The organism is Patescibacteria group bacterium (assembly GCA_038065255.1).
In the GTDB taxonomy this organism is placed as follows: Bacteria; Patescibacteriota; Patescibacteriia; order JACQRZ01; family JACQRZ01; genus JBBTRI01.
In genome coordinates, this window is record JBBTRI010000012.1 from 28169 (window position 1) to 43184 (window position 15016).

At 45.9% G+C, this 15016-nt stretch carries 6 protein-coding genes, 1 tRNA gene and 2 rRNA genes; 4 read left to right on the plus strand and 5 right to left on the minus strand.

Annotated elements, in window-relative coordinates; genetic code table 11:
* The 3 genes from AAB400_03680 to AAB400_03690 all read right to left on the minus strand — a co-directional run.
* Positions 1-2458: hypothetical protein (locus tag AAB400_03680; GenBank protein MEK7648987.1), on the minus strand; the 2458-nt coding region annotated here is incomplete at its 3' end.
* 7 nt (positions 2459-2465) lie between these two features.
* A complete protein-coding gene (locus AAB400_03685) occupies positions 2466-3188 on the minus strand; it encodes a hypothetical protein (GenBank protein MEK7648988.1) in 723 nt (240 codons plus the stop codon).
* Positions 3189-3203: 15 nt separating this feature from the next.
* Positions 3204-7124: a hypothetical protein gene (locus tag AAB400_03690; protein MEK7648989.1), complete on the minus strand. Its 3921-nt coding sequence runs from the start codon at positions 7122-7124 to the stop codon at positions 3204-3206.
* 273 nt (positions 7125-7397) lie between these two features.
* Here AAB400_03690 and AAB400_03695 point away from each other — a divergent pair.
* The 4 genes from AAB400_03695 to ung all read left to right on the plus strand — a co-directional run bounded on the left by AAB400_03695 (position 7398) and on the right by ung (position 13418).
* Positions 7398-7479, plus strand: a tRNA-Leu gene (locus AAB400_03695).
* Positions 7480-8144: 665 nt separating this feature from the next.
* A 23S ribosomal RNA gene (locus AAB400_03700) occupies positions 8145-12490 on the plus strand.
* A gap of 76 nt (positions 12491-12566) precedes the next feature.
* Positions 12567-12674: ribosomal RNA gene (gene rrf / locus AAB400_03705) — 5S ribosomal RNA — on the plus strand.
* Between the two features lie 69 nt (positions 12675-12743).
* On the plus strand, positions 12744-13418 hold the full coding sequence (ung, locus tag AAB400_03710) for a uracil-DNA glycosylase (GenBank protein ID MEK7648990.1): 675 nt from the start codon (positions 12744-12746) through the stop codon (positions 13416-13418).
* Positions 13419-13889: 471 nt separating this feature from the next.
* Here the strand turns inward: ung and AAB400_03715 are convergent, their stop codons facing one another.
* Both AAB400_03715 and AAB400_03720 read right to left on the minus strand, forming a co-directional pair.
* Positions 13890-14246, minus strand: coding sequence for a hypothetical protein (locus tag AAB400_03715; protein ID MEK7648991.1), 357 nt, complete (start codon positions 14244-14246; stop codon positions 13890-13892).
* A gap of 9 nt (positions 14247-14255) precedes the next feature.
* Positions 14256-14621: a hypothetical protein gene (locus AAB400_03720; protein MEK7648992.1), complete on the minus strand. Its 366-nt coding sequence runs from the start codon at positions 14619-14621 to the stop codon at positions 14256-14258.
* Positions 14622-15016 lie beyond the last annotated feature (395 nt).

Genomic DNA, 15016 nt, shown 5'->3' on the forward strand with positions numbered 1-15016 from the left:
CTGTTGCAACTGTTCCTACACTTGTTGGTGACGCAGGATTTGAAATATCAAAAATTTGGAGCGTATCTGTCCCGCGAAGAGTAATATATGCGTAGCGCCCCTGGAGCGCAACACCACTTGGGTCGGTACCAGCGCCCGTAGTGGTCGTAGATCGTACAGTAGCCTGCGTAGGGTCTGAAACATCAATAATTTGAAAAGAATCAGTTGTACCATTGTTTGTAATATAGGCATATCGACCCCGTATCTCAATTCCCAGGGGACTGGTGCCGGTTGCAAGCGGTGCTATTTCTGCCGCAGTTGGTGATGCGGGGTTTGAGACGTCAAAAACTTGAAAAGTATCTCCCGAAAAATTCAGAACGTATGCGAATTTTCCTTGTACGGCAACTCCTGCCGGACCATTACCTGTCGCAACCGTTCCTGCGCTTGTCGGTGATGCGGGGTTTGAGACGTCAAAAACTTGTAGCGTATTTGAGCCCGTATTCGCAACATAGGCGTACCGACCCTTTACGACAACTTGCACTGGATTTGTTTGAGTCGCAACTATCCCCACGCTTAATGGCGATGCAGGATTTGAGACATCGAAGATTTGGAGTGTATTTGCGGTATTATTTGTAACATAGGCATAGCGGCCTTGAACTGTCACCCAGAGCGTTCCTGCCCCCGCAGCTGTTCCCGATCCATTCAGTGCTGCGCTCGGCACACTACCTGCAACATGAAGTTGAGTAATAGGCGACACGGTGCCAACACCTACTTTCCCACCGGTAAAAGCAGCCGCATAATTATTAGTTGCACCTGTTGGTGCTGCTATAGAAAGTCCATAGGCGTTTGATGGAGTGACAATGCCCTCTGTTACTTCTGCTCCATTTATATAGAAAGCATACATATTGGTTGCAACGTTTGCGCTTAAGCTTGGAGGACCGGCAATAGAAAATGTTGCAGCATCCGTGATTCCTTCCGTGATTGATGCAATCCTCGGTCGGTTAAAAAGAACAGAATCCATTTGCGTTGTAACTTGGGTTGATCCCGTGAGCGATGTTTGTATTGGGGGGGATACAGAGAGCGTTGTATAGTTAGTGCTATTTGCTGAAGTAAGCGCAGCATTCCTCCCGAATAATTGGTGAGCAGAGTAGCTTCCTGATACCGATGTTTCATGACGGATTCTGTAAAATGTCGGAATCGAAAAATCATCGAGATTGCCGCCGCGGATATTGAAATAATTATTTCCAAGCTGATCATTTCCAAAGGCGTAAGAAGTTGTGTTGTTGATCTGCAGGGCAATTTGAGATGGCATAAAGGGAGAAGAGTTTGCATTTACAAACGCGCTCCCATCGCTGGTGATAAAATAGGTTGGAAAGATATCAAGTTTTACTATCGCATTATCCGTGTGTGTTGCAGCCGTTGTTCCTCGCGCACCACGCACTGCCCCGGTAAATGTAGGTGCTGATATCCCGGTATAGGTGATTAGTTCATTGTCTATTCGGATTGCGCCGCTAGTCGGATACCCGGCAGTCGAATCGACGGTGATTGTCGTATCAGCAGCCGTGATACCATCCGCGTCATTGATAAGTGTTGTGTTGCCTGCCGCTCCCGAAAACAAATACGTTTTTACCGTGGCATTATCCGCATGGGTTGCGGCTGTCGTGCCAAGCGCTCCACGTACAACGCCGGTAAGTGTTGTTGCTGTTGTAGCGGTATAGGTCATCACCTCGGTATCTATGAGAATCGTTCCGGCGGAGGGATAGCCCGCGGTAGAATCAACGGTGATCGTCGCATCAGAGGTGGTAATGCCATCCGCATCATTGATTTGCGTATAGCTTCCAGGCACTTGATTAAACGTATTCGCTTGCAGCGTGCTTATAATGCTCGCAGCAGCCGGTGAGCCGGTAACGGCCAAGAGAGGTGTCATTTCCGCAGGGGCAGGATCGGTTCCGCATGCTGTGGCCGCATCTGCTCCGGTGCCGCAAACAGTAACACCAAGATAGTAGGTCGTTGTTTTGAAATTAAGACTTGAGATATCGGGCATTTTCCCGCCCGTCAAAGATGTATCGCCAATGTGAATGGCAAATGCACCATGGGACACTGTCACTTGAATGGCGGACGTAGTAAGAGCTTCGGTACAGTTATTGGTGATTGTCGATAATGTTGCATTTGTTACCGATCCTGTTGCCCATACGCAATTGGCATTCCCTCCCGCAGGGTCTGAATAGACTTTTAGTTTTGCGTAGTATGTTCCATTTGATACGGGGGTATAGTTCTGGTCGGTAAGCTTTCCCTGGTAGACAAATGCTTGGTTTGGAGCAGCGTACAGCGCAACGGTAATACTGATCGTGCCTGCTACAATAAGAAGTACTGTCAGCTCAAGCGCATAAAGTTTTTTGAATAGATGAACACTGCGCTTCGCAGTGGTGCAAAACGACGTACATGTATTGTAAAAGTTGTTTTTTGTTCGTTCAAACATGTGAGTATTAAAACGTTCCGCTTATAATAACAGTAATCGATTGTGAATAATTGCCCGCAGCTGTTGTGCCTGATGGCGATGCTTTAAACGAAAGCGTTGTTGTTTTACTGCTCACCCAACTTGAATTGGTAGCAACTGTTTTTGGCGTTGTTGAGCAGCCTGATCCGGTATAGGGAATGCAGGTGTCGGTATCATTGAACTGTCCGTCGGTGCCGCTTGTGCGTACGCCATACTCATTTTGTCCGGCAGTAACGGTACCGTCGGTAACATCGCCGAAATTTCCTCCCGCAGAGCGAAACGCGCCGTCTGCAATAATGGTGGCGCTGTATCCCCCAACGGCATTAGTGGTAACCGTAACATCGACTGTTGGCGTAGCCGTTGTGACGGATGCGGTACTTAGCGTACCGAATGAAATACTTGATGCCGACAGTGTAACGGAAAGTGTTGGGATGTCTGTCATGGCTTGGTATCCGCCGCCTAGCGAATAGTTTGTGCTTATAGTAAAGACGGCATTGGAGTCGCTTGCTCCCGGACCAACCGTTTCGCACGTCGAATCTTGCAAGGCATAGCTTGCCGATGTTGCCGTGTTTCCGCCGCAATTGATAGAACTCGAAAGTACGCGATAGTTTGTTGAGGAAAGCACTTGTGCAAAAACATTTCGCGCATCAATAGATGCGAAAAGAGTCAAAATGATAATCGCTAAGAAAAATTTTTTTTTACGCAATAACATATCATTACATAAGTATTATTGCGAGCCAAGGCCGACGCAAAAATAAGAAATTGTTGCAGCGGCGGCTGGAGTGGATGAGAATGTAAATGTAACACTTGTCGTGCTTATTGAAGAGACTCTAATGGACCGCGTATCACTTCCTTCGTACTGTGCTACACATACAGGCGCATTGGTATATGCGTTATTTGCAGTGAAAGTGAGTGCACAGGAATCCCCTGTGATACCTGTGATTTTTCCTGACGTATCGCTTGCCTGCGGCGAGGTTGCTAGCGTTCCCCCCGTGCATGTTCCGAGTGTTGGCACAGCGGTTTGTGCAACAATAGCGATATGTCCATTCACAAACTCAAGCATAGTACTTGCCAAGTTGCTTGTCGCACCACTTGCGCTTTTTTGCGGCACCTGAACAACTACCTTTGCTTGTCCTGTGCCGGTAGAATTTCCCGATGTAAGCGTAAGATTTCCTCCAATAAGATTTGTGCCGCTTCCTGAATTTCCAGCAAAAAGACTTAGATTATTCCCTGCATTATTTGCGGTTGCGGCTTCAACGGCAATTGTTTGTGCGGATGATCCCCCAAGAGAAAGAGAGAAGCTTGGCGCAACAACACCAAACCCGACTCTGCCCGTATTTTGTACAAAAAATACACTTGTGCCGGTTGAATTACGAACATCAAATGCTGATGCGGTACCAGAGGCGCCTTCGAGACCGGTAACAGTGAGAGGTCCCGCTGAATACATTCCACCAATGCCGACGTTGATGCCCCCGCCTACCGAAAGATCATTATTTACCGATAGATTATTCCGAATTTGTCCCGAAGTTGCCTCAAGCCCTCCTACTTCCATTTGTTGAACATATGAGCCGCCAACATCAAACACTTGTATGGTGTTCGTAACAGAGTTTGGCACGAATACATAGCGACCTGCTACATCAAGATTTACTGGGCCAGTGCCGGTTCCCACAGTGCCAACACTCGAAGGACTTGCCGGATTGGAGACATCAAAAATTTGCATGGTGCCGGCGACGGTGAAGTCTGCTGGATTGTTGAGATAGAGATAGCGCCCTTGCACAACGGGCTCGGATGTAGGGTTATTCCCTGTAGCAACTGTCCCAATAACAGCAGGGACACTAGCAGGATTTGAAATATCAAAGATTTGGAGTGTTCCGTTTGCCGTGGAAGCAGGTGGACCGCTGACCACATACGCATAGCGCCCCTGAACAGTGATACCAATTGCATTCGCGACAACGGTTGGGTTCGAAATGATTGATGGAGATGTTGGGTTTGATACATCAACAATACTAAATGTCGTTGTGCTGCTATTGGCTATATAAACGTAGCGCCCCTGAATAGCAATACTATTGGGGCCTGAGCTTAATGCAAGTCCGCCCGTATTGACAACTGTGGGCGAAGCAGGGTTAGAAATGTCAAAAATTTCAAGCCGAGCAGCAGTGGTACTAACGACATACGCATAACGTCCCTGTACTGCGATCGCATTCGGACCACTCTGTGTTGTAATAGGGGCTATATATGTGAATGCTGTTCCTGCGCCTATATCCGGTGAGAATACAGTATCAACAGTAAGTGAAGTGGCACCGGAGATACTCGCTATTGTTCGCGTTTGTCCGCTTACGGTAATTGTGTTTCCTATTGCAAGCCCAGTATTAAATGAGGTTCCACTCCCTGTTACTGCGGCACCTGAGGTGGTGATTGTTCCCGTCCCATTTGCAGAATTCCCCATAAGTGTTGGCGAGCTTGGGTTTGATATATCGTAGACACTTAGTTTGTTCGCTGTTTGATTTAGAATATATGCATACCGTCCACTTACTTTGACGCGCTGAGGGCCGGCTGCGGTCGTTGTTCCTGTTCCTCCGGTATTAATTAAATTCAATACGGGGCTGCTTATTCCAAGTTTTGAAGTATCATAAATATAAAATTTATTTGCATCCAACCCAGTTGCATACAGATAACGTCCCTGAACATGAATATGACTAAATCCAGCACCCGTTTGTACACTTGATGTGAGATGAGCCGCACTTGGCACATTGCCCGCCACATGCAGCTGTGTGATTGGCGCCGTGGTGCCGATACCTACATTTCCTCCGGTAAAGATAGCTGCATAGTTGTTCGTAGCTCCTGTTGGTGCGGCAACAGCTAGACCATAGGCATTGGTTGGCGCCGCTCCGCCATTAGTCGTGAGGCTATTCACCTTTACTGCATAGGCATTTGTCATTGCACCGGCGGTTAATAGCGGTGGACCAGCAACCGTAAATGTTGAAGCATCCGTGATTCCAGCTGCAATGGATGCAATTGTCGGGCGAAAGAAGAAAATAGATTCCATGAGCGAAGTTACTTGAGTCGATTCGGAAAGCGTTATGGTTGGCGGCGTCACGGTAAGCGTTGTGTAATCCGCATCAAATGATGATGCCAACGTATTATTGAGACCGTAAAACGTAAATGCGGAATATTGCGCACCTGTTGCAAAAGTGGATCGCGAATCAAGCGCAAGAAGATTTCTGGTAAAGGTAAATGATGTTCCTGATGAAATAGCCGGAGAAAAGGCAGTCTCTGTTGTGAGTGATGTATTGCTGGATATAGAATCGACAGTGCGCGTTTGTCCACTAGCGGTGATATTGCTTCCAATTGAAATTTGCGTAATAAAAGCAGTTCCTACGCCGGTGACCACCATACTTGCGCTCGATAGCGTTCCCGTTCCCGTTGTTGCAACATTATTTGTACTGATTTTGAACTTATTTGCCGTTGAGTCCGCCAATCGGTCAATGCCAAGCGTATAATTTGTTGTACCTGAAACTTGAAAACCAATTTGTGGATTGGTAGAAGTGCTATTTGAGTTTACAAACGCGCTCCCATCGCTAGTAATAAAATAGGTTGGAAAGATATCAAGTTTTACTATCGCGCCTGACGTATGTGCAGCAGCCGTTGTTCCTCGCGCGCCACGAGCAGCTCCAGTAAGTGTTGTTGTCGTTGTTCCGGTATAGGTGATTAGTTCATTGTCTATTCGGATTGTGCCGCTTGTCGGATAGCCTGCAGTAGACCCCACAGTGATAGTTGTTACGGCATTGGTGTGGTCGCTCGAAAGCGTTGCGGTTGCTGTGCCGGCCGCTCCCGAAAACAAATATGTCTTTACCGTGGCATTATCATTATGGGTTGCAGCTGTCGTGCCAAGAGCTCCACGCACAACACCGGTAAGTGTTGTTGCTGTTGTGGCGGTATACGTCATCACCTCGGTATCTATGAGAATCGTGCCAGCGGAAGGGTACCCAGCGGTAGAATCAACAGTGATCGTCGCATCAGAGGTGGTGATGCCATCAGCGTCATTGATTTGAGTATATGACCCAGGCACTTGATTGAACATATTCGCTTGCAGTGCATCAAGGACAGCTACTGCACTTGCGGCAGAGCCCAGCTTTGTGCGAGTGGTGAATGTTTCATAGGTGCCGCCTGATGCAGTGGAGAACGATACATCCATGAAGTAGGTAGTGTTTTTGAAATCAAGAGACGCGATATTCGGCATGTTGGCATGGTATGCAGTGTCGCCCATTGGCAGTGAAAATAAGCTTCGAGTGAGTACAACCGGAACATTCGCCGCCGAATTTAACGCAGTACAGTTCGCTCCAGTTCGGTCAGCTCCTGTTGACCAGAAGCATGTGCCGCCTGTTAATGCGTCAAAAAGCTTGATACGCATGTAGTATGTCGCATCATCAAGCGGCAGAAAATCAGCTCCAGTGATGCGACCCTGATAAACAAATGATTTATTCGGCGCAGCATAAAGGCTCATAAATACGCCAACAATACCGCCGACAATCAGCAGAACAATAATTTCAACGAAATAAATGCGGCGTAAAAGCTTTAGGCTCTTTTCCATTTTTCCATACATAATTCCGCAGGCTTCCTTCATGTTGTTTGTTGTGCGGTGAAACATATAAAATAAATAGGCATGGTTGAAATACAATAATGCCTATTTATGGTTGGTTATACATAAATAAAATGGAAAAAGTGGTGTTTTTCTTTTTGTTTTTCATGTTTTTTTAGAAAAGAGCAACACCCGCGACAGACCGCGAGCCATGTTATCCCCTTTGTCCTATGATTATACCACATTTTTATACTTTTTTCAAATTCATAGGAGACTACGTTTGATTTAATACCGCTCTAGACAACGGGGTATATTGATTGTATTATATTTATAATCATTTTTGGGCAGGTGGCGAAATTGGTAACCGCGTTGGCCTTAGAAGCCAATGGGGCAACCCTTGAGGGTTCGAGTCCCTCCCTGCCCAAGGAGCGACAGAACTGCTTCTGTCGCGTAGGGACGAGAACGCCGGAGCGATGGTCCGATAGTTATCGGACCCGCGAGGCGGTGGCTAGACCGAGGTGAGCGACGGCGAGCCGAGAGTCGAAGTCGAGTCCCTCCCTGCCCAAGGGAGCAATACATTTTTTATCCCCATCATGTGGAAAACTCTCAATTGTCAGAAATGGGGAAGAATGCCAATTTTTCGTATGGTTATAGATAGTGGGAGCTCTTGACATGTATTCTGCTTATAGTATACTTGGTCGTACGCTCACATACAAAGGTGAGTGATTGAGAAATAGCAGCTGAAAGGAATTATCAAAAACTCCATGTTACCCATAACAACGAGTAGCGAAGGTTCAAAAGGTTAATTTCTGCTGGTGCGTTTTTTCTTACGGCCGCTGAAATGCGGTTTTTTGTTTTAAATACAACATTTTAGGGCGAATGAGTGTGGATGAAAGCCTACAAAATCCCCACCCATTCTCCCTTAAAAGGAGGGGGAAGTTCTTTGACAATCTGATTACGAACAAATTAAGCAAATTAGTTAGCAAGTAAAGCAAAGTAAAGAGCATTAGTAAGCAATAGTATCTCATCTCATTTCATTATAATTACGATACATTATTGCCTTAACCGGCAATGAGCTCTGATTATGGTCGAGATGCGAATAAGTGCACATGGTGGATGCCTAGGGGTCAAAAGACGATGAAGGACGTAGCAGCCTGCGATAAGCCGCGGGAAGGTGGCAAGCAACCCGTGATCCGCGGATTTCCGAATGGGGAAACCCACCTCGATGGAAGATCGAGGTATCTTTAGAGGGAAGCCTCTAGAGTTTGACAACCCGGTGAAGTGAAACATCTCAGTAACCGGAGGAAAAGAAAAAAAGACTCTAGGTTTTTAGGTTTTGGGGTGCATAGCACAGGGATTTTCCTTGTTGTTATAAACCCTTTAACCTATTAACCTAGTATATTCCCTTAGTAGCGGCGAGCGAAAAGGGAACAGCCAAAACCTTAATTATCAAAAGTCTTACAAAGTGAGTTTGGAGCAATCTAGGCTTGTGGCGTTTGGCGGACAGCGATCGGGCCAAAGATAATTTAGGGGTAGCGGGACGAAATGGTACGCCAGCCGATTCTGACGTGCAGGGAAACGAATTTTTAGGCGAATGGCCTGGGAAGGCCAGTCAAAGAGAGTGATAACCTCGTAGCCGAAAAGAATTTGTCTTCTCTGTTTCATTTTAGATCCCAAGTACTGCGCGCCTCGTGAAAGCGAGTAGGAATCAGCCAGGACTATCTGGCAAGGCTAAATACTTTTGACCACCGATAGTGAACCAGTACCGTGAGGGAAAGGTGAAAAGCAGCCCGGAAGGGCAATGAAATAGTACCTGAAACCATGTGCTTACAAGGAGTCGGAGCCTGCTGCAAAGCGGGTGACGGCGTTCCTATTGAAGAATGAGCCAACGAGTTTGTTCTATGTCGCAAGTTTAAGTCCGAGAATCGGACGAAAGCGAAGGGAAACCAAGTCTGAATAGGGCGACTTCCATAGGTTATAAGGCTAGCGGGTTACCGGGTTGTTGGAGAGCAATTTCCACGATTCGAGAACCGCTTACCTTATAACCACGTGGAGCAGCGGCATGGACAAAACACGAAACCGGGTGAGCTAACCATGGCCAGGGTGAACTCTGCCAACAAACAGAGGGAGGCCCGCACCCACGTGCTGTGCAAAACACGGGGATGAGTTGTGGTTAGTGGTGAAATTCCTATCGAACTCGGTAATAGCTTGTTTTCCTCGAAATAGTTTTTGGACTAGCCTTTCTGTGGCGCCCAGGGGTAGAGCACTGAATGGGGGCGGGTGGAGCAATCCTACCGCTTCCAACCAAACTCCGAATACTGGGTACGCTATACAGGGGGAGTAAGTCTACGGGCGCTAAGGTCCGTCAGACAAAAGGGGAACAGCCCAGACCGCAATCTAAGGTCCCTAAATGTGTTCTCAGTGTAAAAGGTGGTACCGCGACAATGACAACCAGGATGTTGGCTTAGAGGCAGCCATCATTTAAAGAAAGCGTAATAGCTCACTGGTCAAGTTGCCGCGCGCCGAAAATATACCGGGGCTAAGAACACTACCGAAGCTGCGGATCCTGCCCAACGTTTGGGTGATATTGGATTGAGGTATTTGCGATAAAGAATAATTTTTTTATCTAAGATATCTTGATTACTGTCATTCAAACGTTGGGCGGGGTGGTAGAGGAACATTCTGAATGCAGCGAAGTCGTACTGTGAGGTGCGGTGGAGCGTTCAGAAGTGAGAATGTTGGCATAAGTAGCATACATTGAGATGAGAACTCTCAACACCGAAAGCTCAAGGTTTCCTGGACAACGCAAATCGATCCAGGGTTAGTCGATCCTAAGGTGAGTCCGTGCCAAGGTGCGGGGTAGCCGATGGATATCAGGTTAATATTCCTGAACTACTGCCAGATTTCAACAGCGGACATTTCATAGTATTCCGAGCGCGCTTTGGTTATGCGCGTCCAACCTCGATTAACGTCGGGGGAGTGTAAGTTGGAGGCAACTCTGACAAGTCGGAAGAAGGTGGAATCTAGAAAAGCACTGTTGGGCTCGTCTGGTAGTACTCGTACCGCAAACCGACACAGGTGAGCACGTTGAGTATACGAAGGTGTACGGGAGAACCTACGAGTAGGAACTCGGCAAAAAAGCTAGGCGTAACTTAGGGATATGCCTCCCCCGCTCGTGCCGCAAGGTACGTGTCGGGGCACAGCAAACGTTTCTCTTGTGACTGTTTACCAAAAACATAGGTCTCTGCGAAGCCGTAAGGCGACGTATAGGGGCTGATGCCTGGCCAGTGTCAGAACGTTAAGGGGAGGAGTTGACTGGAGTAATCTAGAAGGCTTTGAACCGAAGCGCTGATGAACGCCGGCGATAACTATAATCGTCCTAAGGTTTTCCGATTCATAATATGTGGATCGGAAAAGGACTGGGACGATTATGGTCGTAAAAAAAATGGTAAACGATAAAAAGCTGCTTCATTTCACAGCAATGTGATAATGGTCCTGCTGACTATCCATACATGGATAGTCAGTGAAAACATGGCTATATGCTGGAAACCGTAGCCGTACGGCAATCAGCAGGGAAGATCCGAAATGTTTCGGATTCCCTCAGAGACTCCACGCCATGCCCCCGATAATCATCGGGGTGAAGATAGAGTCCTTCGCAAAAAAGGAAGCGAAAAGCGAAATTCCTTGTCGGGTGAGTTCCGACCTGCACGAACGGCATAACAACAAGAGAACTGTCTCCTCGTAGGACCCGGCGAAATTGCAAGAGGAGTGAAGATGCTCTTTACCCGCCGCTGGACGAAAAGACCCCATGAAGCTTTACTACAGCTTGCTATTGGATTATAACCCTTCATGTTCAGTGTAGGTGGGAGCCGCAAGGCAACAATGAGACACCACCCTTGGATGGTCGTAATTCTTGATCCTATTCAGTTATCCTGAAAGGAGACAGTAGCTGGTGGGTAGTTTAACTGGGGCGGTTGCCTCCCAAAAAGTAACGGAGGCGTCTACAAAGGTTGGCTTAGTCCCGATGGAAACGGGACTGGACGCGCAAACGCACAAGCCAGCTTGACTGCAAGACCTACAAGTCGCGCAGCTACGAAAGTAGAGGTTAGTGATCCGACGATCCATAATAGGATGGTCGAAGCTCAACGGATAAAAGCTACTCTGGGGATAACAGGCTAGTCTGGTCCAAGAGTCCATATCGACGACCAGGTTCGGCACCTCGATGTCGGCTCGATAAGGGTCGCTGCTCGAGTAATCGAGCATGAGAAAAATGAGCTCATAACGGTGAACTCCATAAAATGGTATAATGAACCCAGTATTTTATGGACAATACCGTGGGAAGTCAGCAACGAGATATTATTATTGGCACTCTTTTGGGTGACGGTTTTCTTGAACGAAACGGGAAGAATGTTCGGCTTGTTATCGATCATTCCCTATCGCAAGAGAAGTATGTCATCTGGAAGAAAGAACAATTGTACGGAATCCCCTCTGTTGTTTCGATAAAAAAGAGAAAGGATATTCGCACAAATAAGTTCTATCATCATTGTATACTTCGAACGCGAACACTCTCGCTATTCGAAGAGTATGTGAAGCTCTTTTATAAAAATAAAAGAAAACACATACCGCATGAATTGCCAAAACTATTATCTCCGCGAATGCTCGCAGTATGGGTTATGGATGATGGCTATCGGAGGAATGACTGTAATGCTTTGCGATTAAATACTCAAAGTTATTTCTATGAAGAACAAAGAGTTATACAGCAGTCACTACAGACATTAAACATTCAAAGCACCATCCAAAAACATAAAAATGCATTTGTGATCTATATCCCATCGAAATCAATGGAGCGCTTACGGTCGTGCATACGGCCCTATGTGATTCCTTCGATGGCATACAAAATTGCTTGACCCCGTAACGACTGAAGTCTGATGATTATCAGACAGAAATAGAAGGTGTGCGTTAATACGCATCGTGTAAACTTCTATTATATGCTCATCTCCGATTGTGCAAATCGGATGAAGGTATAGTCTACACCATTAGTAATAGTGGAAATATGTGCGTCGCATCCTGGAGCTGGAGAAGGTTCCAAGGGTTTGGCTGTTCGCCAATTAAAGCGGCACGCGAGCTGGGTTCAGAACGTCGTGAGACAGTTCGGTCTCCTATCCACGGTGGGCGTTCGAAATTTGCGGAGGCTCTTTCCTAGTACGAGAGGACCGGAAAGAACGAACCTCTAGTGTACCAGTTGTCTTACCAAGGGCATCGCTGGGTAGCTACGTTCGGCACGGATAAACGCTGAAAGCATATAAGCATGAAGCCGTCTCCAAGATAAGATTTCGTTATTAGACTCCTGAGAGACTATCAGGTTGATAGGCGGTAGGTGGAAGACCTGTGAGGGTTTAAGCCAAGCCGTACTAATACGTCAAACGCATCTCGACCATAATCAGAGCTAACAAAATGTTCGTAATCAGATATCAGAGAAAGTCTGCCTAACAGGAATGTTGGGCAGGCATCTCTGGTGCCTCTACCGGAGTGGAAATACCCGATCCCATCTCGAACTCGGTCGTCAAGCACTTCAGGGCCGATGATACTGCTTTGCGGGAAAGTAGGTCGGTGCCAGTTTATCAAGAAGCCATCCGAAAGGATGGTTTTTTGTTGTTTTATTTTTTGCTACTATGATTATATATGGAGATCAATCCTAAAATCGAGCAAAGCTGGAAGGAGGCGCTCAGCGAAGAATTTGAAAAACCTTATTTTAAAGAACTCAAAAGCTTTATTGTAAAAGAAATCTCAAGCGGCCAGCGTATTTATCCGTCAGGACAATACATTTTTGCCGCATTCGACCAAACTTCTTTTTGGGATGTACGTGTTGTTATATTGGGTCAGGATCCCTATCATGGGCCCGGACAAGCACATGGACTTTGCTTTTCCGTTCCCCTAGGAGTGCCTCCACCTCCTTCACTGGTAAATATTTTTAAGGAACTGCACAATGATATTGGCGTGGCATTGCCCGTAAGCGGCAATCTCGAAAAATGGACTGCGCAGGGAGTGTTGTTACTGAATGCGACTCTTACGGTACGCGCACATTCTGCGGGTTCGCATCAAAAAAAAGGATGGGAAGAATTCACTAATGCAGCCATACGCACACTATCTGAAAAACGCGAGGGACTTATTTTCCTACTTTGGGGAAATTATGCAAAATCAAAAGAAGCGCTCATCGACACAACTAAACATGTTGTTTTAGCTGCACCACATCCTTCTCCGCTCTCTGCGTATGCAGGATTTTTTGGCTGCAAACATTTTTCAAAGACAAATGAAATTCTTCGCAAAGCAGGCAAGAAAGAGATTGATTGGTCGCTTGAATAAAAAAGTTATCAACAGGCCCTCTGAGATTTAGCCAAAAAATATTTTTTTATTATTATTGCGAAGGAGCGGTTTATTGACGGCAAAAAAATAGATTAAAAATTTTATTACCAAGTAGTTTTGAAAAAATTTAGATATAGAGTATTTGCCAATAAAAAATATTTTTACTCATTACATAACTTATTGCGCGAAGTGTGTGCGTTGAATATGTGAATTTAAGTTATGATTATAATGTAAATAAATAATCCCGCTCGCGAGCGATCCGGGATTATTTATTTTTCTGTTGAGAAGAATTTACTTCTTCTTTTTCTTTGCTGCCTTTTTCTTTGCTGGCTTTTTTGCTGCTTTTTTCTTTGCCATAGTGTTCACCCCCTTTCGAGTGAGTGTTTTTTTGAACACACATTACTAGTTAGATGATATCAGTATAGCATAAAAATTGTCTTTTTTCGATGGAGTCAATTTATTTCGGGTTATTTATGCTACCCCAACAATTGATTGGAGTGTTGAGTAGAACTGTGCACGCTTCCGCGTGTCAAGTCCCGCTGTTACTGTTGAAAAATATTCTTTGAGTACACGCGTTGATTCGTGTTCTATGATATTTTTTAATTTTTTTTCATCGGAAAATGTTTCAAAGAAAGCTTCAAGCTTCTTTTGAGATTGGAGCGATGAAAGACTCACGCCCCTTTCTTCTGCCATACGCCTAATAATAGCTCCCATGATGATTTTTTCCAATTCGGTGAGTTGTCGCTGCGCTCCAGATTGGGAAAACCCCAGGGAATGAGTAAGGAGATCGGTAATTTTTTCAAAAATTGATACAAGTGATGGAGGCATAGTGATTGGTTATGATGTTTTTCGCGCCAATTTTCGTTCTTGTAAGATTTTTCTTCGCTTCATGGAATCTACTGTCCCCATAACAATAGTTGAAAGTCCTAGTACTCCGGATGCAAGCAATACTCCACCGACAAGCAAGGGATCCTCTGTACGCTCAAGAAATTTCGTTCCATATGCAGACATTCCTGCTACAGCAGTACCACCATATTTGAAGACAATACTGTACATCGGATTAAATTCAGTATTTTTTAAGCTTAAAAAACTTTTAAGCACCTCACTAAATCCTGTATAGTTCTTTTTTTCTTGCGCAATCCAATTCTTACCCGCATGCTCTGCGTCTATAAACTTTTCCGGATGAGTGATTCGGTCAAACATAGTAGTAAATTGAATACGTTGATAATGATTATAGTGTAATGAGAATCCATTTTTTTCGCAAGGACCCCTCGACTTTCCCGACAGGCAGAACAGTTTATTTGCTTCATGCTCTACGAAAAAAGCCCCGCTGGTGCGGAGCCCTTTTCTTGGACCTGAGGAGAATCGCCTACAACTCTCGCCTTGCCGTCGCAAGTCTCGGTCGCAGGCCGCCGCTCGCGGTTTTGCTTGCTAGCAAAACATCGCTCCGCCCTTCGATTCGCCACGCAAGCAAAGCAGTTTGCTTGCTTCATGTCCAAATAAGAAACGACTCCACTTTCGTGAAGTCATTTCTTATGGACCTGAGGAGAATCGAACTCCTATTTCCCGGATGCAAACCGGGTGCTCTACCATTAAGC

Bases quoted from the DNA above. Each gene is read 5' to 3' on its own strand.
- AAB400_03685 (MEK7648988.1), bottom strand. From the start codon at position 3,188: ATGTTATTGCGTAAAAAAAAATTTTTCTTAGCGATTATCATTTTGACT.
- AAB400_03690 (MEK7648989.1), bottom strand. From the start codon at position 7,124: ATGTTTCACCGCACAACAAACAACATGAAGGAAGCCTGCGGAATTATG.
- AAB400_03715 (MEK7648991.1), bottom strand. From the start codon at position 14,246: ATGCCTCCATCACTTGTATCAATTTTTGAAAAAATTACCGATCTCCTT.
- AAB400_03720 (MEK7648992.1), bottom strand. From the start codon at position 14,621: ATGTTTGACCGAATCACTCATCCGGAAAAGTTTATAGACGCAGAGCAT.